The organism is Bradyrhizobium sp. MOS001, assembly GCF_004634465.1.
Lineage (GTDB): Bacteria > Pseudomonadota > Alphaproteobacteria > Rhizobiales > Xanthobacteraceae > Bradyrhizobium > Bradyrhizobium barranii.
Map to the genome: position 1 here is coordinate 25448 of NZ_SPVJ01000015.1, position 22936 is coordinate 48383.

The following is a 22936-nucleotide window of genomic DNA, read 5'->3' on the forward strand; positions in this document are numbered from 1 at the left end:
ATCATGCGGAGGTGGATGCAGATCGGGGCGCTTCTTGCGGCATTGGCCGCAGCCTCGGCCGCATCCGCCGATACGATCGACGTCAACGGCGTGAAGCGATCCTACACCGCGCAACTGCCGGCGAAGCGGCTGGTGCCGCTCGTGGTCGTGCTGCACGGCAAGACCCAGCGCGGCGCTGACATGGTCGCGCGAACGGCGTGGCCGCAGGTCGCGAAGCGCGAGGGTTTTGCCGTGGTCTTTCCTGATGGCCTCAACCATGCCTGGGCCGATGCGCGGACGAAGGCTGGACCGGCGCTGCGTGGCCCGCCCGAGGGCACCGACGACGTCGCCTTCATCGCAAAGCTGGTCGAGACGCTGGTGACGAACGGCACGGCGGACCCGAAGCGGGTCTATGTCGCCGGCATCTCCAATGGCGGCGCCATGGCGATGACGCTGGTTTGCGCGCGCGCCGATCTGTTTGCGGCGGGCGCGAGCGTGATCATGAATCTCACGGATGAGGCCGCAGTCACCTGCCATCCATCGCGGCCGTTGCCGATGCTGCTCATCAACGGCACGGCCGACCCGCTGGTCCCCTACGAGGGAGGACGGGGATCGAGCTATTATGCCGCAGACGGGTTCTGGTCCACCGAAGAGACGCTGGCTTTCTGGCGCAAGCTCAATGGTTGCGAGACCGACGACGCCGAGGTGACCGATTTGCCCGAGAAGGCGCCCGCGGATCAGTCTACGGTCACACGGATCTCCTCACGCTGTCCCAAAGGGCACGACGTCGTGCTCTATCGCATCAACCATGGCGGCCACCGCATGCCCGGCTTCGCTCCGGATGCCCGCTTCCCGAAGGTTGCAACCAGCCTGCTCGGGCCGCAGAACCGCGACATCGACGGCGCCGAGACGATCTGGTCGTTTTTCAGTCAGTTTCCGTGAACGACGCTTGCATCAGCGGGCAACGCATGCGTGCCCGGCAACGCATGCGTGCCTGGGGTGGCAGAGCTGGGGGCGCTGGGTTAGACAGGGCCGCCATTCCCACCAGGAGATCCCCCAATGAGCATTCAGCGTTTCGAAACCGGCCCGCGCATGAGCCAGGTCGTCGTGCACGGCAACACCGTCTATCTCGCCGGCGTCGTCGCCAACAAGGCCGCCGGTGAAAGCGTCACGAAGCAGACCCAGGACATCCTGGCGACGATCGACAGCCATCTCGCCAAGGCCGGCACCGACAAGTCGAAGCTGCTCTCGGCCACGATCTACATCACCGACATGAAGACCTTTGCCGAGATGAACGCGGTGTGGGACGCCTGGGTCTCGCCCGGCAACACCCCGGCTCGCGCCACTGTCGAAGCCAAGCTCGCGGCGGCTCAGTACACCGTCGAGATCATGGTCACCGCGGCGAAGTAAATTCGCGCTGAAATTGTTGCGAACGTCCGAAGCGCGATGAGAGCATCATCGCGCTTCTTTTCTGCGTGCGCATGACCTCCGAGGTAATCGATCTGCGCGTGCGAACCTTCGATAGTCGAGACAGCCGAACACGGCGCCATCGAAGGAGAACACCATGACCGACCCCGTCACCATCGCCCGCCGCTACATCGAGCTCTGGAACGAGCGCACCGCAGGCCGCCGTCGCGAACTGCTCAGCGAGAACTGGACGGCGGATGCGAGCTATGTCGATCCCCTGATGAAGGGCGACGGCCGGGACGGCATCGACGCGCTGATCGCGGGCGTGCAGCAGCGCTTTCCCGACTTCAAGTTCACGCTGATCGGCGAGCCCAACGGCTACGGCGAGCATGTCCGCTTTTCGTGGGGCCTTGGTCCCGACGGTGTCGACAGCCCGATCAAGGGGACGGATTTCGCCGTGCTGAAGGACGGCCGCATCAGGAGCATCACGGGATTTCTGGACCAGGTGCCCGCGGGCGCGTGACGACACTGCCCGTTGCTGTGCCCTCTCCCCTTGCGGGAGAGGGCATCTCCGCTCGTAGACGCAGGCTCACTGGGGTGAGGGGTATCTCTCCGCGCGAGAATCTTGAGAGTTGAGTTCGCGGAGGCATACCCCTCATCCGGCGCTTCGCGCCACCTTCTCCCACAAGGGGAGAAGGAAGAAAGAAGCGCGCATCGACTGCAATCAAGCCAACCGATACGCAGCCTTCGCATTCACACCAAACGCCTTCTCGCGAACCTGCGGCCCGAGCCTCGTCAAACTCGCCTCCAGCGCCCCCTTGATCTCGCCATAACTCCCGGCAAGCAGACACACCGGCCAGTCCGAGCCGAAGATCAGGCGATCCTCGCCAAAACATGTTGCGGCATGTTCGACGAACGGAAACAGCCGCTCCGCATCCCAGTCACTCCACACCGCTTCCGTCGCCAGGCCCGAAATCTTGCACCAGACATTACCGCAGGCCGCGAGAGCTTTGATGCGATCGGCCCATTCGGCGCTGCCGCCGTCGGCGATCGGCGGTTTTGCGGCGTGGTCGAGCACGAAACGCGCTTGCGGAAAGGCCTGCGCGGTTGCGATCGCGGCGGGCAGTTCGCGGGTGCGGACGAGAAAATCGTAGGCGAGATCGCGGGCGAACGTTGCGGTGAGGCCGCGTTGAACGTCCTCGCGCAACAACCAGTCCGAATCGGCCTCGTCATGCACCTGGTGACGAATGCCGACCAGCTTGTCGCCGTCGGGCGAAGCGCGCAAGCGGTCGAGCGTGTCGCCAAGCGCACCGTCCGTCAGATCAGCCCAGCCGACGACGCCAATCACCGAGGGCGTCGCATGCGCGATCCGCAAGAATTCCTCGGTCTCCTCCAGCGCGGAGCGGCACTGCACCAATATGCTCGCGTCGATGCCGTTTGCTTTCAACAGCGGCGCGAGATCGGCGGGGCCGAAGGCGCGGCGGATCGAGGCCAATTCCGGCGCGTCCATCCAGGGATAGTCGGCGCGCGTCGGATCCCAGAAATGCTGATGGCCGTCGATGATCATGCCCTCACGCTCCGCCCGGCAACGGCGCGCGTGCGTCGACGAGTTTGCGCGCACGCAGCTCCTGCCAGAAGGCTTGTGGCACCGCCTTCTCCGACATCGCGATGTTGTCGGAAACTTCCGCGGCGTTGCGCGCGCCCAGCACGGCAATTGTGACCGCCGGATGGGCCATGCAGAACTGGAGCGCGGCGGCCTTCAGCTCGGTCCCGTGCTTGCGGCAGAGCTCGTCGAGCTCGAGCGCACGCGCGATCAGCGCCGCGTCGGCGTCCTGATAGTTGAACTTCGCGCCGGGATGCGGATTGGCCAGAATGCCGCTGTTGTAGATGCCGCCGAGCAGGATGCCGATGTTCTTCTCGCGGCAGACCGGAAATAGCGCATCCAGCGCGCCCTGGTCGAGCAGCGTGTAGCGGCCGGCGAGCAGGAAGCAGTCGACCGCAACGGCCTGGGCAAAACGGACCAACATTTCCGACTGGTTCATGCCGGCACCGATCGCCTTGACCGTGCCGTCGGCGCGCAGGCGCTGGAGCGCGCGGAAGGCGCCGGCCACGGCGTCGTCATAGTGATCGTCGGGGTCATGCACGAGCAGGACATCGATGCGGTCGAGCCCAAGGCGCGTCAGGCTCTCCTCCACCGAACGCATCACGCCGTCATGGGAGAAGTCGAACACCGGCCGCTCGCGCGACGTACCCTTGTAGTGCGCGTCCTCGGCGGCCGCGCCATCAGGCGCGCGCAGCAGACGACCGACCTTGGTCGAGATGACGTAGGAGTCGCGCGGCTGCTGCCGCAGGAAAGCGCCGATCCGCCGTTCGGCGAGGCCAAAGCCGTAGAGCGGCGCGGTATCGTAGAAGCGGATGCCGGCCGACCAGGCGCGCTCGATCGTGGCGAACGCATCGGTATCGCTGACGGCGGTGAACAATCCGCCGAGCGGGGCCGAACCGAGACCGATTGAGGTGACGTCGAGGGAGCCGAGCCGCGACCGTTTCATTCCCATTGCCTTCCAAAAGTCTTCCTTCCAACCGTCCAATCATCTCTCCCGCTTGCGGAAACCGCAAGCGGGAGAGGCTCGCAGGAGCACGGGGCTGGCGACGCTCCTACTTCAACATCTGCGCAACGTTATCCTTGGTCACGAGATCGAGGCCGGTATAGACGATCTCCGGCACCTTCTCGCCCTTCTTGATGGCGAGCAGCGTATCCATCGCCTTCTCGCCCATCTCGAACGGACGCTGGCCGACCAGCGCATTGGCGTAACCGTCGCGCAGCAGTTCGAGCTGCATCTTCAGCGTATCGGCGACGACCAGCGTGAACTTGCCGGAGTCGATGTCTTTCTTGTTCCTGGAGGCGAAGGCCTTGAAGCCTTCGGGGGCGAACATCGGCCAGCCGCCGATGGGAACGATCGAGGCGAGGTCGGGCGTTGCGGTGCGCATATCCGTCATCTGCTGGACCGCCAGCGCCGGATCGTCGTTGCAGAAGGTCGGCGAGCCCGCGACCTCGGTCCATTTCGAGCCCTTCAGCGCCTCGCGGACGCCGTCGACGCGCTCGGCGAGATTCTTGGCGCCCGGACCGCCCGAGACCATCGCGTATTTGCCGCCGTCGGGCCGCAGCTTCAAGAGCTCCTTGCCGAGCGCGACGCCGAACTCCTTGTTGTTGGTGCCGATATAGGCGATCCGCTTGGAGCCAGGCGCATCGGCATCGAAGGTGATGACGGGGATGCCGGCCGCGGTCGCCGCCTCGATCGACTTGGTCATGGCCGCAACGTCGGCGACCGAGATGGCGAGGCCGTCGACCTTCTGGGTGACGAAGTCCTGGATGATCTGCGCCTGCGTCGTCGGCTCATGCTCCACCGGCCCCTTGTAGATGCACTCGATGTTGCCAAGCTCCTTGGCACGCTTCAGGCAGCCGTCGCGCGCGAAGTCGAAGAACGGATTGTTCATCGCCTTGGGCACGATCACGAAACGGTAGTTCGCGGCGAACGCCGGCGTCGCCATCATCGCGACCGCGATGCCGGCAAGAAGAAGTTTCCTCATTGTTTCCTCCACCCTTATTTGGCGCCCGTCCTCTCAAGATCGTCCGGGGAGCGGACAGGCGACATTTTCGTTGCCCTCCCGGAACGACGTCATTTCAGATCATCCGCGAGCGGATGCGGTCGACCAGCACGGCCAGGATGATGATCACGCCGACCAGCGTCTGCTGCCAGTAGGAGCTGACCTGTGCCAGCACGAGGCCGTTGCGGATCACTTCCAGCAGCACGCAGCCGACGATGGCCCCCAACGGACCGCCGATGCCGCCGGCGAGATTGGCACCGCCGATGACGGCCGCCGCGATCACGTTGAGCTCGTAGGACGTCGCCATGTTGGCGGGCGCCGATCCGAGCCAGCCGGAGATGATGATGCCTTGCAGCCCTGCGGCAAGCGCGCAGATCACATAGACCTCGATCTTCACCCGCACGACCGGTATGCCCGTGAGTTCGGCGGCCTTCTCGTTGCCCCCGAGCGCGAACACGTGGCGGCCGAACGAACTGTGGTGCAGGACCACGGCCATCGCCAGCGCGAGGACCACGAGGTAGATGAAGGGCACCGGCACGCCGAGCACATCGCCCGAGGTGAGCGCGTAGAAGTAATCAGCGTCCGGCCCGCCAGGAAAACTGCCGCGGCCGTTGGAGACGACGTAGCCGAGCCCACGCACGATCGAGAGCATGCCGAGCGTGGTGACGAAGGGCGACAGGCCGAGCACGGCGATACAGAAGCCGTTGACGAGGCCCGCGATCAGCGCGACGCCGAGCCCCGCGAGGATCGAGATCAGCAGGATCAGACCCGGCACGTTGGCCAGCACGGTCTTGCCGTCAGCGGCCATATGCACAAACAGCGAGCCCGCGGGCGAGCCGGGCGCCGACAACTCGGTCATGACCATGGAGGTGATCATGGCCGAGAAGCACATCATCGAACCGACCGACAGATCGATGCCGCCGGTGATGATCACGAAGGTGACACCGAGGGTGGCGATGGCGATGAAGGAGAAATTCTTCGCCACGTTCTGCATGTTGCCTTCGGTGAAGAAATAGGGGCTGGCGAAATGCATCACCACCAGCAGCATCGCCAGCGCGAGCAGGACATAGCCGGTCTGGGAGGCGAAGATGCCGCGCTGCCACCATCTGATCCGGCCGACATTGGTGAAGCTGATCGGAGATTCCAAGGGCATGGCCATCACGCCGCCTCCTTCGCGCCAGTGATCAGGGCGGTGACTTCCTCGGGCGACGTCTGGTGGATCGGCTTGTCGGCCCGCTTCTCGCCGCGACGCATGACGATCACGCGGTCGCACACCGCGAACACATCGGGCATACGGTGCGAGATCAGCATGACGGCGACGCCCTGCTCCTTCAGCCGGTGGATCAGGCCGAGCACCTGCTCGACCTGGCGTACCGAGATCGCGGCGGTCGGCTCGTCCATCATGACCAGCCGCGCGTTGGACAGCCGCGTCCGCGCGATCGCAACCGCCTGGCGCTGGCCGCCAGACATCTGCTTGACGAGATCGTCGGGGCGCGTCTCCGAGCGCAATTCGCCGAACAGCTCCAGCGCACGCGCCGCCATCGCCTTGTGGTCGAGCAGTGCGAGCGGGCCGAACCTGCGCTTCAGCTCGCGGCCGAGGAAGACGTTGGCAGCAGCCGTCAGATTGTCGGCGAGCGCGAGGTCCTGGTAGACGACCTCGATGCCAACGGCGCGGGCATCGATGGGCCGGTTGAAATGGACCGCGTTGCCAACAAAGCGGATCTCGCCATGGCTGGGACGGAAATTGCCGGCGATGATCTTGACCAGCGTGGACTTGCCCGCGCCGTTGTCGCCCATCAGGCCGACGACCTCGCCCGGCTGGACCTGCAGGTCGACGCCGTGCAGAGCGCGGATTGCGCCGAACTCCTTGCCGATGCCGGTCAGCTCGAGGACCGGTGTCGCTTCAGCCTTTGTCATCGACGGCGTTCCTCAGACGTAGCGGTTGACCAGGGATTCCAGATATTCCTGCCGCCCCGAGCGCGGCTGCGGATCGAAGCCGGGGCTGAGCGCACGGTCGGCAAGTTCGGCGAGCGAGCGCTGGCCGCCGAGAATGGCCCGGCCCTCGGGCCCCGCCCATCCCTCGTAGCGCTGCGCGAGCGGTGCGGTGAGGGCGCCGGCATCGAGCATGTCAGCGGCGGCGAGGAACGCGCGCGCGCAGGCATCCATCGAGCCGACATGGGCATGGATCAGATCGTCGGGGTCGATCGACTGCCGTCTGATCTTGGCGTCGAAATTGAGCCCGCCCGAGGTGAAGCCGCCGCGATTCAGGATCTCGTGGAACACCAGAGCCAGCTCCGGCACGTTCATCGCGAACTGGTCGGTGTCCCAGCCGAGCAGATCGTCGCCACGATTGACGTCGAGCGAGCCGAAGATTCCGAGCGCCTCGGCGAGCGCGACCTCGTGATGGAAGGAGTGGCCGGCAAGGATGGCGTGGTTCTGCTCGATGTTGAGCTTGACGTCGTTCAGGAGATCGTAGCGTTCCAGGAAGCCATAGCAGGTGGCGACGTCGAAATCATATTGATGCTTGGTCGGCTCCTTCGGCTTCGGCTCGATCAGGATCGGGCCCTTGAAGCCGATCTTGTGCTTGTGCTCGACGACCAGCGAGATGAAGCGGCCGAGCTGGTCGAGCTCGCGCTTGAGATCGGTGTTGAGCAGTGTCTCGTAGCCCTCGCGGCCGCCCCACAGCACGTAGTTCTGGCCGCCGAGCCGGTGCGTCACCTCCAGCGCGGCGCGGACCTGGCCGGCGGCATAGGTGAAGATTTCGGGGTCCGGATTGGTCGCGGCACCCGCCATGTAGCGGCGATGCGTGAACAAATTGGCCGTGCCCCAGAGCAAGCGGACTTTTGCGGAGGCCATCTTCGCTTCGAACAGATCGGCGACCGCGTTGCGATTGGCGACGGACTCGCTGAGCGAAGTGCCTTCCGGCGCCGCATCGACGTCGTGGAAGGTGAAGAAGGGCACGTCCAGCAGGCGGAACAGCTCGAAGGCGACATCGGCCTTGGCGCGTGCCTGCGCCATCGCATCAGCACCTTGATGCCAGGGGCGCAGAAAGGTCTCGCCGCCGAAGGGATCGCCGCCCGGCCAGCAGAACGAATGCCAGTAGCAGACCGCAAAGCGCAGATGATCCTCGAGCCTGCGGCCATGCACGAGCCGGTCCTTGTCGTACCAGCGGAAGGCGGGCGTGTTTCCCGCATCCTTGCCGCCGAAGGCGACAGGGGCGCTTGCATCGAAGAATTTTGCTGGTGCGTTCACTTAAGACTCTCCTTCAACGCAGGATAAAGTTCGCGCCATCGCCGATAGGCGTCGTCATAGGCCGCAGTGACGGATGCGCGGGGCGCAAAGCTCGCGAGCCGCCGCGGGCGCTTGCACACTTCCGCGGGATCTTCGCCGGTGGCGGCGAGCCGGCCGAGCCGTGCGGCGCCGAGCGCGGCCCCGACCTCGCCTTCCTCGACGCGGTGGACGGGAATGCCGAGCACATCGGCGCAGATTTGCGCCCACAGCGGCGAGCGCGAGCCGCCGCCGACGAGATCGACCTCCGCGATTGGCCCGCTGGCCGCGCTCAGCGCCGCGAGGTTGTCGCGCGCGGCGAAGGCGACGCCTTCCAGCACGGCCTGCACGATCTGGCTGCGCCCGCTCGCACCGCGCAGGCCGACGAAGGCGCCGCTGGCGGCGGCATCGTTGTGCGGCGTGCGCTCGCCATCGAGATAGGGCAGGAATTTTATGGAGCTCGGTCCGTCGACACGCTCGCCGAGCGGCGCCAGGAGCGCGGCGGCCGGCGTCTCCATCACGCCCGCGAGCCAGGCCAGCGAAGCCGCGGCCGACAGCATTACGCCCATCTGATGCCAGAGGCCGGGCAGCGCATGGCAGAACGCATGCACGGCCGAAGCCGGTGCCGGTGCAAACCGGTCGGTGACGCGGAACACCACGCCGGATGTGCCGAGCGACAGGAATGCATCGCCCGGCGCGATCGCGCCGAGCCCGATGGCGCTCGCGGCATTGTCGCCGGCACCGCCGGCGATCACGACATCATTCGCCGTGCCCCAGCGCCGCGCGAATTCCGGCGCGAGCACTGCACTGACCTCGCTGCCCTCGACGAGGCGGGGCATGTGGTGGAGATCGAGCCCGACGGCATGCAGCAGCAGCGCCGACCAGCGGCGCAGACCGACATCGAGCCACAGCGTGCCGGCGGCGTCGGACATGTCCTCGACCATCTCGCCGGTGAGACGATAACGCACATAGGCCTTCGGCAGCAGCACCTTTGCCACGCGCTCGAAGATCTGCGGCTCGTGCCGCGCGACCCAGAGCAGCTTTGGCGCGGTGAAGCCGGGCATCGCCAGATTGCCCGCGATCGTGTGCAGCGACGGGCAGCGCCGCCCGAGCGCGACGCATTCGGCGTGCGAGCGGCCGTCGTTCCACAGAATAGCGGGGCGCAGCGGCCGTCCATCCTCGTCCAGCAGCGTCGCACCATGCATCTGGCCGGACAGCCCGATGCCGCGCACCTGCGCGACCTCGCGCGGATGGCGGGCGGCGAGATCGTCGACGGCGCCAACCGCCGCGTCGACCCAGGCGTCGGGATCCTGCTCGGACCACAGCGGCGCGGGATGCGACAGCGCAAGCTCGCGCGCGGCCGTCGCGACAATCGCGCCGGTTTCGCTCACGAGCACCGCTTTCACACCGGATGTGCCGATGTCGATACCGAGATACACGCTATCCTCCCTTTCGCCTGTTGCGGTGCGCGATCTCAGAGTCGCCCTTTCCACAACGGACCGTTCTGAAAATCCGCCTGCCCCTAGGGCAAATTGTCCCGCATCACGATGTCGATCCTGATCTTCTCCTGTTCGCGCAAGATCGGCTCGCCGCGCGCAAGCGCGAGCAGCACGCGCACGGCGGCGCGCGCTTCATGCCCGGGGTTCTGCGAGATCGCGGCATCCATCACGCCCTGCAACAGCAGCCGGCGCGTCAGTGCGGTGACGTCGTGTCCGACGAACACCACCTGCTTGCCGCGGCCGGCATCGCTCAACGCTTTGGCGACGCCTTGCGTGCCGGCGCCGACGTTATAAAGGCCGACAATGTCAGCATGCCTGCCGAGCAGCTGCGCCAGAACCTGTTCCGAACGGCCGTCTTCGTCGCGCCCTTCCAGCACCGGCAGCACGCTGAGATCGGGGAATTCCGACGCCATCACCTGGCTGAAGCCGAAGATGCGTTCGGAATGGTCGCGCAGGCCCTGCGAGCCCGCGACGATCGCGACCTTGCCGGACCGTTGGCCAACCAGCCGACCGACCAGCGCGCCGGCGGTGCGCCCCGCCGCGATGTTGTCGATGCCGACATAATGGTGGCGACGCGAGGACGGCACGTCCGAGACCAGCGTCACGACCCTGGTCCCCGCGTCGACGAGATCGTTGATCGCGGCGCGGACCCCCGGATGGTCCAGCGCCACCACGGCGACGCCGTCGTAATCGCCGGACAGCGCCTCCAGCGAGGCCGCGAGCACGGACGGGTCGAACACATCCGTGGTGACCACCTCGACGCCGAGGCGGCGGGCTGAGAGCCAGGCCGACATCTCGCCGAGATAGGCCTCGATCTGCTGCATGAAGGGGTTCGGCCCCGCCGGCATCACGAAGGCAAAGCGGCGGGCACGGCTGCGGGCGAGCTCGGCGGCGGCGACGTGCGGCTGGAAGGCGTTGCGCTCGATCGCCGCCTTGACGCGCCGGACCGTATCGGGCCGCACGCCCGGGCGGTTGTGCAGGACGCGGTCGACCGTCGCAAGGCTGACACCCGCCTCGCGGGCGATGTCCTTCAGCGTCAGCGCGGTCGCGGTGAGAGTATCGGCCATGGCTGAAGGTTATCGAGGTGTTTTGAGGTACGCAACTCATTTTGAGGCGCAGGGCGATGTTTTCGGGCCCGGGTTACACCGCGCGGCCTCAGCCGCCGGTCAGGTCGAGCGTCAGGAACAGGCTGTTGGGATCCTCGACATAGCCCTCGAACGGGCCGCAGAGCACAAAACCGTGCGCCTGGTAGAGCGCATGCGCGGGCTTGAAATAATCCCAGGAGCCGGTCTCGAGGCTGAGCCGCTGCGAGCCACGCGCGCGGGCCTCAGCGATGATGTGGCGGAGCATCTGGCCGCCGAAGCCGCGCCTCCGCGTCGTTTGCAGCGTGTGCATCGACTTCACCTCGCCATGGTCGGCCGAGAGCATCTTCAGCACGCCGGTGGCGACCAGCGTCTCGCCGTCCCAGCCGGTCCAGAACGCGACGTCGCTCGCGCGCAGCCCAGCGAGATCGAGCGCATGGGCGCTGCCCGGCGCGGTCTGCGCCCGCGCAGCCGCGACGTGATGGTCGAGCAGCGCAATGACGCGGGGATCAAAGGTGTCGCCGGTGCGGACCTGCATCGTCACGGCCTCACCCCGCTTGAAAGCCGCTTCTGCATGAGAACCATATCGAGCCAGCGGCCAAACTTGCAGCCGACCTCTGGCATGCGGCCAACCTCGGCAAAGCCGAACGACGCGTGCAGCCCGGTCGAGGCGGAATTCGAGGCCTCGATCGCGGCGACCATCGTGTGCTTGTTGAGCGCGGTAGCGCGCTCAATCAGCGCGGCCATCAGGCTGCGGCCGACGCCGAGCCGATGATGTTGCACGCCGACATAGACCGAATTCTCCACGGTGTGGCGATAGCCGGGCCAGGGGCGGAAATCGCCGAATGACGCGAAGCCGACGACGTCCCTGCCTTTCATCGCAACCAGCACGGGATAGCCGGCCGCTTGCCGTGCGCGCATCCACTCGCGCCGCGAATCCAGATCGGCCGGTCCGTCGGTCCACACCGCCGTGGTGTTGATCGCGGCGTAATTGTAGATGGCCAAAATATCTTCGGCATCCTCCAGCGTGGCATCCCGCACGATTAGCGACATCACATTTTCCCGTACGATGTGCCGCGCCGCGTGATGATGACGTAGCGCGCATCCTGTTTGGTTTCGTTCTCGAAGGTCACCGCCCGCATCACGTCGAAATCGAGACAATCGCCGTCGCGCAGCCGCACGGTCTTGGCGTCGATATGCACGCAGACCGCACCCTCCAGCATCAGCAGCTGCTGGGTGAACGCGTTGCGGCCCCAGGGGCTGTAGGAGACGCGCGCTCCGGCCGGCAGGTCGACGACGATGATCTCGATGCCGCTCGCCGCATCCGGCGGCGAGGCATGACGCCGCCGGTAGCCGCTGTCGGGATCGCGCCAAAGCGGCTGGTCGGCAAGCCGCATCAATCGCTCCGGCGGTTTCTCGGCGAGCGCGACGACGTCACTGAGGGTGACATCGAGCGCCGCGCAGAGCTTGTTGAGCAGCGCAGCGGTGGCGCTGCTCTGCGCCCGCTCCACCCTCCCGATCATGGCCCGGCTGACACCGGAGCGCGTCGCGAGTTCGTTCAACGTCATGCCCGCCTGCGTCCTCAACGTCTTCAAGCGACGACCGATCGCACGGTCGAGTTTCTGCTGGTCCATGGCTTTCATCCGAATATTGCCCGACAGGAGGACCGCACCCATCAGGGCGGGAGAAGCTTAAGCCGGGCGGGGCGCGCATGCCGGATGCGAAGAGCTAATATATTAGAATTTTTGCGCGGCAAATTCCCTGGCGAATTGCCACAGCCCGCCTGGACATGGCGGGCTCGGCAAAGTGTCCTTGGGGAAATTCGCTAGACCAGAAAATCCGGCGCCGCGCCGTGGGCCTGCGGGATCAGGGATCCGGGCGCGAGGTGAAGCGTCATCGCATGATGATCCGCATCGGTCAGCGTCAAAATATTGGTCTGAGTGTCGAAGGCCGCGTTCACCTTGGCGTCGAAGCCATCCAGCACCAGCGTCGTGCCTGGCGTATAGTTTGAGATGACGCCGGATGTTTGTTTGGCATCGGGTCCGAAGACAAATGAGTCCGTACCCGTCAGAACGACATTGCTGCTTAGATTGCCAGTGACCACCAATGTCCCGTTGTTGACGTTGACAGCGCCAGTCCCGCTTAAATTATCGACCTTGAGCACGCCACTATCCAGGACAGTGCCGTTGTTGACGAGGTTGCCCGAAACATCCACCTCACTGCCGGTGTGCACATTGACGATACCGCCATTGGTCAATCCATTCTTGAAGTCGATCGTGCCGGCCTGATCGGCGGTGATCGTTCCAAAGGTGTTGAAAACGGCGTCGTCGAAATCGAGCGAGGCATGCACGGCTTCGATCAGGCCGCTGCTGGTGACGGAATTGCCGGTGTTGACCGCAAGCGGCTGGGACCCGTTCGCCTCGAGCGTGCCGGAGAAGCCGATATCCAAGGTGAGGCTGTGATCTCCGTTTCCGATCGTGCCGGCGCCGTCGATCGTGCCGCCGTCAAGGTCGAGCGTGTGATGCGCACCGCTGTTCAGGATCGAGGAGCCCGGATCGAGCTTGATCTCGCCATTGCCAATGATCGTGGCGTCGCCGGTCAGGATGACTTTCGCGAAATTGAAGAACTCGATCTTGCCGCCGTTGTTCAGCGTGCCGCTGACAAACAGACCGCTTGCGGCACTGACGTCAAACACGGCGCCGGCCTTGAGCGTCACATTGTTGAAACTGTTGGCGCTGCCTGCAACGGATTCGATGAGTCCGCCTGATGTCGCATCCAGCAACGTCCCGTCCAGATGCACGTTGTCGAAGGTGATGGTGCCGCCATTGGCGACGATCGCACCGAGGGAACCGCCGGCGATCGTATCGTTCACGAAGGCGAGCATCGCCTGGGTTTCGCTCAGTGAACCGAGATTGTTGATCGTGCTGTTGCTGATCACACCGGCGCGGCCGGTCTCGTGCAAATTGCCGGTCACGCTGATATTGATCGTTGCCCGATCAATCGACGTGAAGCCGGTCGAGCCGGTGACCGTCAGAACGCCACCGCCGCCGCTGGTGTCATTCACGTCAGTGACCGTGATCGCGACGTTCTTTGTCGCGATCTCTGTCCCGTCGCTGACCGCGACGGTGACGTCGTAGACGTTGTCGTGGTTCGCGTCTTTCGGCGCCTCGAAGTCGGGCGCGGACTTGAACGTCACATCGCCCGTCGCCGACACGTCGAACAGAGCCGCGTCAGTGCCGGACAGCGAATAGGTCAGCGCGGGACTGTCCACATCGGTCGCCGCGACGTGGTAGGCGACGCCAGAGCCATTCTCCGCGAAGCTTGCCGTCGTGCCCGAGCTGATCACGGGCGCATCATCGATTCCCGTCAGCGTCACGGTGATGCCCTGTGTCCCGTAGAAGCCGTCGAGGACCAAGATGAAGATGTCGGTATGGGTCTGTCCGGCCGCGAGCGGAGCGATGTTGGCATGAGAGACATCATAGCTCCACGTCACCTTGCCATCGGCAACGTCGATGGTGGCCGTGAGTGTGCCGAGATTGCCGTCTTGCGGTGCCACCGCGACCGTGTGGGCACCGGCAAAGAAACCCGCCTGCGATGTCGAAACATGGGCAGCGCCATTGTCCGTCAGCTTCGCTGCGGTGAAGGAACGCGTAGTAAGATCTCTTACAAAGATGTCGTAGGTATGGTTGGTATCGCCCGGCACCAGAATGCTGGATAAAGACTCGAATGCCACCTTGGTGCCATCAGGCGAGAACACGGGAAGCCGGCTGCCGCCCCCGAATTCCCACGGCCTGCCCCCATTGGTCGAGACGGCCGTGATGGCACCCGTGGCCAAGTCCTTCACATAGACGACCTGATCGGCATTGACACCCGGCACGAGATTGGTGGCACTGGAATAGAACGCAATCTTGGTGCCATCAGGCGAGAACACGGGTTTCTGGGCTTCGCCGTTGTTCTGCGGGACTCCGTCGGCATCGGTCGATACCAGCGTGACCGCGCCTGTGGTCAGATCCTTAATGACGATGTTGCCGATTAGGTTGTTAGAACTACCCGGCACAAGATTGTCGGCAAAGGTATAGAACGCCACCTTGGTGCCATCTGGCGAGAACACCGGGTCGAAGCTGCCGCGATCCCCACGAGCGCCGCTGGCGCTCTCCGACACCAGTGTGGTGGCCCCGGTGGAAAGGTCCTTGATGTAGATCTCGGTGGTGTCGCCGCGCACTGTGGCCGACCCGAACACGATTTTGGTGCCATCGGGTGAGAACGAGGGGGGGAAGGTAAAGCCATTCTCAAGCCCGCCGCCGCCGGGTCCTCCGTTGTATGGACTGGGCGCCACGAGCGTTATCGCGCCAGTGGTCAGGTCCTTCACGAAGATGTCGCGCACGTGGTCGGTATCATCAGGCACGAGATTGTCGGCATCGGAATAGAACGCAACCTTGGTGCCATCAGGCGAGAATATCGGGTTGGTGGTCGATAAGCCGTCCGCCTGTTCCCCACTGGCACTCGTCGATACGCGCGTGAGGGCACCGGTGGCCAGGTCCTTCACGAAGATGTCGGCGCCCGTTGCGAACGCCAACATGGTGCCATCGGGCGAAAAAATCGGCTGGTAGCCACCCAGCTGAACCCCGCTGGCATCGGTCGACACGAGCGTGATCGCCCCGGTCGAAAGGTCCTTCACGAAGACGTCGGGTGCACCGTTGGTATCGCCGGGCACCAGATTGTCGGCATAGGATGCGAACGCCACTTTCGTGCCGTCGGGCGAGAACGCTGCCTGGACACTCGCGCCATCCGCCTGCGCCCCGGTTGCGCTGGTCGACACGCGCGTGAACGCATCGTCGCTGCCACCGCCAGCGGTGAAAACAGGTGCTGAATTCGTCATCAATGCCTCCGTTTGCCCGGCAACAGGCCGGGTCCGAATGTTTTGCACGACAATCAGAAACAGAAACGCGGCACCAATGAGTCCCTGCTGTCCAAGGCAAGTTTAGTGCCCTAGATGACGAACGCTTGATGCAGCCGCGAAGGATCAGATGAAGGATCAGATTGAGCGTCGTTGGCTGCGCCGCTGCACGACAGGCAATCAAAACTGCGCCAGCAGTCTTTCACGATACGCAGCCGCGCCGAACTGCGAGAGCGCATAGCATCCCTCAGGGTGATCTCGTGTCGTCGGGATGAATAAGCCGCTCCTTCTGAAATGCAGCGCGAGCGGTGATCCGTTACATCACCAAGAATTGCCATCGCCAAAAATTGGCCACTTTAACCGACGCTGGGGAGACCGACGCCATTTGGCGGATCTTCGGCCCCTTCATGCTTCCGGATACGCCAAGATGAACGTGGCCAGGGGTCGGAGAAACATCCAACACGCCAAATCAGCGGCCATCAATTTTTGAATGGAGCGGGCGAAGGGAATCGAACCCTCGTATGCAGCTTGGGAAGCTGCCGTTCTACCATTGAACTACGCCCGCGAATGCGCATCTCACGCCAACCCTGATTAGCCGAGACGGCGCCGCTCGCCAAGCGCTTTGGCGCGGCCGGCCGGACGGTTGTTAACGTCCTGGCAAGATTTTGGGTGCGCCGGATTGTGGCGGTGTTATGATCGCGCGTCTGGGGAGAGACGTGCACTGAGTGGGGCGTGTGCATGCTGGGGCGTGGCTACACGATATTCAACACGGCCATAGGGCGCTGCGGCATCGTCTGGAGCAGCACCGGCGTGGTCGCCGTGCAATTGCCGGAGGCGCGGGAGATCGATACCCGCCGCCGGATTTTCGCGGTCCATCCCGAGGCGCGCGAGCAGCAGCCTCCGCTGAATGCCGAGCTTGCGATCGAGGGCATCGCAGGCTTGCTGCAGGGCGGCGACCCTGATTTTTCCGAGGTCAGCCTGGACGCCGGCGGCGTCCCCGGCTTCCACCGGCGCGTTTATGAAGCCGCCTGCGCCATTCCGCGCGGGGAGACGCGCACCTATCACGAGATCGCCAAGGCGCTGGGCGCCTCCGGCGCCGCGCATTCGGTGGCGCAGGCGATCGCCAAAAATCCCTACATGCTGATCGTGCCCTGCCACCGGGTGCTGGAGGCCGGCAATTACGCCGACCGGCTCTCGCCTTACGGCGGGGTGATCTCCAAGCGGCGGCTGCTTGCGCTCGAGGGCGCCCATCCGGTCGCGAGCAAGACGCTGTTCGAGGTGCTGCTGCCCGTTGCCCCACCGAGGCCCAGCTAAGGCGCGATCGCAATCGCACCTTAGCTTTGTTTTTTGGGCATGATCTTGTCGGACAACCGCTACACACTTGTCCGGATCATGCCTAGATGGGTGGCATGGATGCGACCACGCTGCTGACCACGCAATCGATGACGGTCTCGGAGTTTCGCTGCGATGCGGGACCGGACGACAAGCCGTTCGCGGAGTGCCGCACCGGCCATTCCATTGCGTATGTTCGCTCCGGCAGCTTCGGCTGCCAGTGCCGCGCCGGCTTCTTCGAGCTGGTGGCGGGCTCGATGCTGGTCGGCGCTCCCCGCGAGGAATACACCTGCACGCATGAGCATGTCAGCGGCGACGTCTGCCTGGGCTTCTTCTTCAGCGAAGACCTGGTCGATGCCCTCGGGGGACGACGCGAGATCTGGCAGGTCGGCGCGACACCGCCGCTGCCGGAGCTGATGGTGCTGGGCGAGCTCGCCCAGACGGCGGCAGATGGCAACAGCGACCTCGGTCTCGACGAGGTCGGTCAAATTCTCGCCGGCCGCTTCATCGATGTCGTCTCGGGCAAGGCGCGCAAGCCGGCCACGCCCACCGCACGCGACCGCCGCCGCGCAGTCGAAGCCGCGGTGTGGATCGACGCCAACTCGCATGCCGAGGTCGACCTCGAACAGGCGGCGCGGCAGGCGGGCCTCAGCCCGTTCCATTTCCTGCGGCTGTTCTCGGCCGTGCTCGGCGTCACCCCGCATCAATATCTGGTGCGCTCGCGGCTACGCCACGCGGCGCGGCTGCTGACAGATGATGACATCGCGGTCACCGACGTCGCCTATGACGTCGGCTTCGGCGATCTCTCCAATTTCGTCCGCACCTTCCATCGCGCCGCCGGCGTGTCGCCGACGAAGTTTCGGCAGGCGTCGAAGGGCGAGCGCAAGATTCTCCAAGAGCGCGCTACCCTCAACTGAATAGGGTCGTCTCCGGCGCGCGCCAGTCGCGGCGCGCTTTGCAATGGAGACGATCATGTACGACCACATCGGACTGCGTGTTGCCGACCTCGACGCCGCCACGCGCTTCTACACCGCGGTGCTTGCGCCGCTCGGCTACGCCCTGTGCTCGAGCGGCGACGGCTATGCGGGCTTCGGGCCGAAGGGCGAGCCGGCGCTCTGGCTGCACCTGAACAAGGGACGCAAGGCCGACGGCGCGCATATCGCGTTTCGCGCCAAGGACCATGATGCGGTCAAGGCATTCCACAGCGAAGGCTTGAAGAGCGGCGGCCGTGACAATGGCGGCGCCGGCCCGCGCAAGGACTATAGCCCGACCTACTACGCGGCGTTCCTGATCGATCCCGATGGCAACAACATCGAGGCGGTTTGCGTGTGAGCGTCGGCCGCCATCGCCTCACACGCTGTCATGCCCCGGCTTGACCGGGGCATCCAGTACGCCGCGGCTTCTCGATTCAATCACAGCGGCCTCTGGAATACTGGATCGCCCGATCCCGTCTCCGCCAAGGCTTCGCCGGGCCAAGAACTCACTTGGCCGCCGAAGCCTTAGCGAAGGCGGCAAGTCGGACGATGACGCCTGAGATGATGGCTCGCTTGTTTCTCCAAATTATAGGAATCTACCATGGCCTCCATCCACAACGACATTTCCCTCCCCGTCCCGGCCCGCGACGTCTGGGACGCCGTACGCGATTTCGGCGCGCTGCCTCAGCGGCTGGCGCCGGGCTTCGTCACCGCCTGCACGCTCGACGGTGATGCACGCATCGTCACCTTCGCCAATGGATCAGTGGCGCGCGAGGTGCTGGTCGATTGCGACGATGCGCGACAGCGGCTGGTCTACGCCATCAACAACGAGCGGCTCAGGCATTACAGCGCCTCGGTGCAGGTGATCGCCGAGGGCGAGGCGAGCTGCCGCCTTGTCTGGATCATCGACATGCTGCCGAACGAGCTTGCGGCTTACGTCCAGGGGCAGACCAAGGACGCCGTCGCCGCGATACACCGGGCGTTCCCGGCTGTGGCTGCGTGATCTTTCTCACAGAGCCCTGCCCTCGCCGACCCTAACCATGGCCGCGTGCGTCCGGTTGGCTCCGCTCTCCCGGCGGAGCCACGCACGCGAGGAGCAGGCCATGAGAGGTGCGGATAAGGTGATCTGCCAGGCGGCCGCCGTGCTGCTGCTATTTTCGATCTCGAGCGCGCCGGCAAAGGCGCAGTTCCTCGGCGGCGGAGGCGCCGGCGGCGAGGACATGATGACCCAGATGGCGCCGATGCTGGAGATGATGAAGGCGAAGATGGGCAAGCGCCGCTTCGCCATGCTGATGCAGACCATGGGTCCGATGATGAGCCGCATGATGGAGAACGGCGGCGGCGGGCTCGGCGGCATGATGGGGGGCGGCGGCAGCCTGAGTGGCGGCAATTTCGGCGGTGGCTTCGGCGCGCCGAACTACGGCGACTACACGCCGATGGGCGCAGGCGGCTACATGCCGACCGGAATGGGCGGCATGGGTGGCGGCGACATCATGGGTATGCTGGGTGGTTCCGGCGGCGGCGACATGATGGCGATGATTCCGCAGCTGATGCGGCTCGCCAATGTCGGCGGCGGTGGCGGCCATCGCCGCCACAGACACCGCTAGTCTGCAACGCCCGAAAGCGCAGGCCTGATCGCAGGTTTCGTCTCGCGCGGCCCCCAGCGTGTCAGCACCACGCTGGAGCACGAGAGCAGGCCGAGCACGACCATCGAGCTCGCGGCCAGCCAGAAGAAGCTCTGCGCGGTGGCATCATGCGTCGACAGCCACCAGCCGATCGCCGCGATGTAGATCAGGCGCGCGGTCTGCGCCAGCACCGGCCCGATCACCTTGGCCGCGCCCTGCGACGAGAAATACATTGTCGAGGCGAGCCCGATGAAGGCGTAGAACGGCGCCACCGTCGACAGATATTCATGGCTGGTCGCGCGCACGGTGGCGCTGTCGGTGAAGATGTTGACCCAGAGATCTGGGAACAGCGCGACGAGGCACGCCGGCGCGCCGACGGCGACGAACGCGCTCGCACCGGCGATCCAGGCGATGCGCCGGGCGCGCGCGATGCGCACCGCGCCGATCGCCATGCCGATCATCGGCACCGAAGCGATGCCGAACGAGAACGCGATCGAGGTCAGCAAAAATTCCAGCCGCGCGCCGATGCCGTAGCCGGCGAGGATCGCAGTGCCGAACTTTGCCAGCATGTGGGTGAAGATCGAGATCGTCAGCACCGATTGCAGCGGCGAGAAGCAGGCGATGGCGCCGACCTTCAGGATATCGAAGAACATCGCCCATTGAACGCGCAGCCCGCGCAGTTTCGGTACGATTCGGGCGCGGCCGGAGAACAGGTACCAGCCCATCACACAGATGTTCATGGAATAGGCGATCAGCGAGCCGGCCGCGACGCCGCGCATGCCGAACTGCGGCACGGGCCCGAGCCCGAGGCCCAGCGTGCCGCCAAGCACGACCTGCATGACCGCGGAATTCAGCATCAACAGCGAGGGCAGCTTCATGTTGCCAGTGCCGCGCAACACGCCGGCCATGGTGTTGAGCAGCCACGGCAGCACGGCCCCGCCAAAAAACACCTGTGTGTAGGCGACCGCATGCGTCAGCACATCCCCGCGGCCACCAAGCATTTCCAGCACCTTGGGCCCGAAGATCAGCATGCCCAGCATGAAGACGAGGCCGAAGGTGATGCCGATCAAGAGCGCATGCGCGGCGAGCGTGCCGGCGCGCTCGCGGTCGCCTGCGCCGAGCGCCCGCGCGATGGCCGACGCCACGGCGCCGCCCATTGCCCCGCCGGACATCGTCATGGTCAGGATCACTGTCGGAAACACCAGCGCCATTGCCGCCAGCGCCTCGACGCCGAGCCTGCCGATATAGGAGGTCTCCGCTATCACCACACAGGTGCCGGCCGACAGCGCGACCACGTTCGGCCAGGCGAGTCCGAGCAGCGTGCGCAGAATCGGCCCGTCCATCAGCGCGCTTCGTACCGGCCGCGGAGGCGGCGGCAACGGACGCTCTTGTTCATCGACCGGGATTTCGGCGATGTCGGACATGTCCTCTCCCGGGCGCAGGCCATTCGCGGCGCGGCAATGCGTAGGTGTGCCAATAAATTTCTTCGCGCGGAAGGCGCGGCGACAGGCTTAGCACGACAATTGCCGATTCCTCCTGCGCCGGATGCAGGCGTGCCCTGCGGCAGCGCATTTCAACAGATGGAATTACTCAATGGTCCACACCAGCGGCGGCTGACCGCCCGCTGTCGGGCGCAGGTGCACGCCGATGTGCCGCCCGCATCCGGCAGCGAGCCCCTCGAACAACCCTTCCAGCACCCTGGTGCAGACGCGATGATAGTCGGCGACGTCATCCATCAGCTTCCAGCTCTGCTGACGAAATTCAAACGTGCCTTCTGATGCCGTCGTCTCGGCAGCGTCATCCTGCGCGGCAAACAGAGCGTTCAGGAACGCTGCGAACTCGCTGGCGCCACCACGGCTCATAGACAGCGCCGCGGCGACCTCGTCAAAATACTGCATCCCGATCAGCTTGCCAGTGAGGTGCAGGAGATAGCCGGCGTCTTCGGGGCCGAACAATTGCACCATGACGGGCGCGGCGGTGCGCACATATTCCATCGCGTAGTTGCGGTAGGCCTTTTCCAGCCGCGGCTTCGGCCAACTCGCGACGGGCAAGGCAGGCGCGGCTTTAGCGTCGAACAACGGCGCTTCCAGATGGCGCGCGAACACCAGGCGTTGATCCAGCCCGAGCTGGTGGTCGTACTGATAATAATAGCCTTCGAGCCCATCCTGACCGTCGACGCTCTGCTTGGTGCAGACGAAGCCGAGCCTGGTATCGCCGAGCGCGACGCCATTGTTGGCGTGCCAGCCGCGCAGCATCGCGCGGCTGACCTCACCCGGCACGCCGCAGATCGCGGTGCCCTTCCAGATCCAGCGCGGCGGCGGATAGCGGATCCAGGCTTTGCGGTCGCTCTCATACATGTACTCGACATGCACGCCGCCGATCCAGTTGGAGAGATAATGATATTGCGCGGCGGCCACCGCCGGCGGCAGATGATTGAGACCGAGCTTTTCGAGCCCCGGCAGGAAGCGCTCCTGCTGCTGGCGGCGAAACACGCGGAAGACGAATTCGGCAGCATCCGCCGTGCCGCGCCGTGTGACGACGGTGAGGATGAGTCCGGTGAAATAGGCGTGATAGAGGTCGGCGACCGCGCGCCAGCGCTTCCATTGCGCTTCTTGTGCTGCGTCTGTTGCGGCGGTCATGTTCGCTCCCGATCGTTGTTTTGATCGAGTGTGTCACTGCGACCTGTACGAGGCAACCTGACGCTCAGGCAGAGCGCCCTGCACGCCAGCCCGTCAATTCCGCATCACGAATTTTGCGCAAGCCTGGCCCCACGCTCGCGCTCGACGCGTTCGGTGACGTCGCGCGCCATCGCGACCGATCCGACCACGGCACCACCGGCATCGCGCACCAGCGCGAAGGTCATCTCGATGTAGAGCTTGCGTCCGCTCTGGTGCAGCGCGCGGGTCAGCGTCGGCCTGCCCGCAAGCTTCATCGCCCCGGTGGCAAGCGCAGCTTCGAAGCCCTTCCAGTGCGCGGCGCGCAGATGTTCGGGAATGATCAGATCGAGGTTCTGGCCGAGCGCTTCGTCGGCGGAGAAGCCGAACAAGGCGGTCGATGCACGATTCCAGCGCGTGATGGTGCCAGAGCGATCCGAATAGATCAGCGCGTCCGCGACGTCGTCGAGGATTCTTGCGTCGAGTTCGGATTGAACACTCATCTCGCCACCTCGCATGCAGCCGGATTTCAGCTTGCATCCCGGCAGTAGTCAATCGAGGGGCTGCGGCGTACTGGATGCCCCGGTCAAGCCGGGGCATGACAGTAGTAGAGT

23 protein-coding genes and 1 tRNA gene are annotated in these 22936 nt (G+C 65.0%); 8 read left to right on the forward strand and 16 right to left on the reverse strand.

Annotated features, from left to right (window positions below):
• The first annotated feature begins 3 nt into the window (after nt 1–3).
• The 3 genes from CT676_RS20005 to CT676_RS20015 all read left to right on the forward strand — a co-directional run bounded on the left by CT676_RS20005 (nt 4) and on the right by CT676_RS20015 (nt 1909).
• Entirely contained in the window at nt 4–921 is a 918-nt protein-coding gene (locus tag CT676_RS20005; protein ID WP_094183948.1) for a PHB depolymerase family esterase, read from the forward strand.
• 117 nt (nt 922–1038) lie between these two features.
• Nucleotides 1039–1389, forward strand: coding sequence for a RidA family protein (locus CT676_RS20010; protein WP_014491332.1), 351 nt, complete (start codon nt 1039–1041; stop codon nt 1387–1389).
• A 154-nt stretch (nt 1390–1543) separates the two neighbouring features.
• Nucleotides 1544–1909, forward strand: a complete 366-nt coding sequence (locus CT676_RS20015) for a nuclear transport factor 2 family protein (protein WP_063979860.1) — start codon at nt 1544–1546, stop codon at nt 1907–1909.
• A gap of 201 nt (nt 1910–2110) precedes the next feature.
• On the opposite strand, the gene CT676_RS20020 is transcribed toward CT676_RS20015, so the two are convergent.
• The 13 genes from CT676_RS20020 to CT676_RS20080 form a co-directional block, all read right to left on the reverse strand.
• Nucleotides 2111–2953 carry an amidohydrolase family protein gene (locus tag CT676_RS20020; RefSeq protein ID WP_085399633.1) on the reverse strand — a complete coding sequence of 281 codons (843 nt, stop codon included), beginning with the start codon at nt 2951–2953 and terminating at the stop codon, nt 2111–2113.
• A gap of 4 nt (nt 2954–2957) precedes the next feature.
• Entirely contained in the window at nt 2958–3935 is a 978-nt protein-coding gene (locus tag CT676_RS20025) for an aldo/keto reductase (RefSeq protein ID WP_085399639.1), read from the reverse strand.
• 106 nt (nt 3936–4041) lie between these two features.
• A complete protein-coding gene (locus tag CT676_RS20030) occupies nt 4042–4974 on the reverse strand; it encodes a sugar-binding protein (RefSeq protein ID WP_167768101.1) in 933 nt (310 codons plus the stop codon).
• Between the two features lie 94 nt (nt 4975–5068).
• A complete protein-coding gene (locus tag CT676_RS20035) occupies nt 5069–6151 on the reverse strand; it encodes an ABC transporter permease (protein ID WP_085399632.1) in 1083 nt (360 codons plus the stop codon).
• Entirely contained in the window at nt 6151–6909 is a 759-nt protein-coding gene (locus CT676_RS20040) for an ATP-binding cassette domain-containing protein (protein ID WP_085399631.1), read from the reverse strand. Before CT676_RS20040 ends, CT676_RS20035 begins: the two co-directional genes overlap by 1 nt.
• Nucleotides 6910–6921: 12 nt before the next feature.
• Nucleotides 6922–8244: a xylose isomerase gene (gene xylA / locus CT676_RS20045; protein WP_135215210.1), complete on the reverse strand. Its 1323-nt coding sequence runs from the start codon at nt 8242–8244 to the stop codon at nt 6922–6924.
• The gene (xylB, locus tag CT676_RS20050) at nt 8241–9698 is read right to left on the reverse strand and encodes a xylulokinase (protein ID WP_085399629.1); all 1458 of its coding nucleotides are present in this window, start codon (nt 9696–9698) and stop codon (nt 8241–8243) included. Before xylB ends, xylA begins: the two co-directional genes overlap by 4 nt.
• Nucleotides 9699–9781: 83 nt before the next feature.
• Nucleotides 9782–10825 (reverse strand): LacI family DNA-binding transcriptional regulator, encoded by a 1044-nt coding sequence (locus CT676_RS20055; RefSeq protein WP_085399628.1) that lies wholly within the window; start codon nt 10823–10825, stop codon nt 9782–9784.
• An 88-nt stretch (nt 10826–10913) separates the two neighbouring features.
• The gene (locus CT676_RS20060) at nt 10914–11378 is read right to left on the reverse strand and encodes a GNAT family N-acetyltransferase (protein ID WP_085399627.1); all 465 of its coding nucleotides are present in this window, start codon (nt 11376–11378) and stop codon (nt 10914–10916) included.
• Between the two features lie 2 nt (nt 11379–11380).
• Entirely contained in the window at nt 11381–11893 is a 513-nt protein-coding gene (locus CT676_RS20065; RefSeq protein WP_085399626.1) for a GNAT family N-acetyltransferase, read from the reverse strand.
• Nucleotides 11893–12474 carry an XRE family transcriptional regulator gene (locus tag CT676_RS20070; protein WP_028160282.1) on the reverse strand — a complete coding sequence of 194 codons (582 nt, stop codon included), beginning with the start codon at nt 12472–12474 and terminating at the stop codon, nt 11893–11895. Before CT676_RS20070 ends, CT676_RS20065 begins: the two co-directional genes overlap by 1 nt.
• Before the next feature lie 191 nt (nt 12475–12665).
• Nucleotides 12666–15719: a DPP IV N-terminal domain-containing protein gene (locus CT676_RS20075; protein ID WP_135215211.1), complete on the reverse strand. Its 3054-nt coding sequence runs from the start codon at nt 15717–15719 to the stop codon at nt 12666–12668.
• Between the two features lie 509 nt (nt 15720–16228).
• Nucleotides 16229–16302: transfer RNA gene (locus CT676_RS20080), tRNA-Gly, on the reverse strand.
• Nucleotides 16303–16475: 173 nt separating this feature from the next.
• On the opposite strand from CT676_RS20080, the gene CT676_RS20085 reads away from it, so the two are divergent.
• The 5 genes from CT676_RS20085 to CT676_RS45290 all read left to right on the forward strand — a co-directional run bounded on the left by CT676_RS20085 (nt 16476) and on the right by CT676_RS45290 (nt 19650).
• Complete coding sequence (locus CT676_RS20085) at nt 16476–17051, forward strand: methylated-DNA--[protein]-cysteine S-methyltransferase (RefSeq protein ID WP_063985926.1); 576 nt, start codon at nt 16476–16478, stop codon at nt 17049–17051.
• Nucleotides 17052–17146: 95 nt separating this feature from the next.
• The gene (locus CT676_RS20090) at nt 17147–17986 is read left to right on the forward strand and encodes an AraC family transcriptional regulator (protein ID WP_135215224.1); all 840 of its coding nucleotides are present in this window, start codon (nt 17147–17149) and stop codon (nt 17984–17986) included.
• A 55-nt stretch (nt 17987–18041) separates the two neighbouring features.
• Entirely contained in the window at nt 18042–18401 is a 360-nt protein-coding gene (locus CT676_RS20095; protein WP_038933391.1) for a VOC family protein, read from the forward strand.
• Between the two features lie 243 nt (nt 18402–18644).
• Nucleotides 18645–19046 carry an SRPBCC family protein gene (locus CT676_RS20100; protein ID WP_085399623.1) on the forward strand — a complete coding sequence of 134 codons (402 nt, stop codon included), beginning with the start codon at nt 18645–18647 and terminating at the stop codon, nt 19044–19046.
• A 100-nt stretch (nt 19047–19146) separates the two neighbouring features.
• The gene (locus CT676_RS45290) at nt 19147–19650 is read left to right on the forward strand and encodes a hypothetical protein (protein WP_085399622.1); all 504 of its coding nucleotides are present in this window, start codon (nt 19147–19149) and stop codon (nt 19648–19650) included.
• Here CT676_RS45290 and CT676_RS20110 read toward each other — a convergent pair.
• From CT676_RS20110 to CT676_RS20120, 3 genes are all read right to left on the reverse strand, one after another.
• Entirely contained in the window at nt 19647–21092 is a 1446-nt protein-coding gene (locus CT676_RS20110; RefSeq protein WP_085399621.1) for an MATE family efflux transporter, read from the reverse strand. The genes CT676_RS45290 and CT676_RS20110 overlap by 4 nt on opposite strands.
• Before the next feature lie 162 nt (nt 21093–21254).
• The gene (locus CT676_RS20115; protein WP_085399620.1) at nt 21255–22307 is read right to left on the reverse strand and encodes a hypothetical protein; all 1053 of its coding nucleotides are present in this window, start codon (nt 22305–22307) and stop codon (nt 21255–21257) included.
• A gap of 104 nt (nt 22308–22411) precedes the next feature.
• Nucleotides 22412–22825, reverse strand: coding sequence for a PAS domain S-box protein (locus CT676_RS20120; RefSeq protein WP_085399638.1), 414 nt, complete (start codon nt 22823–22825; stop codon nt 22412–22414).
• Nucleotides 22826–22936: the final 111 nt, after the last annotated feature.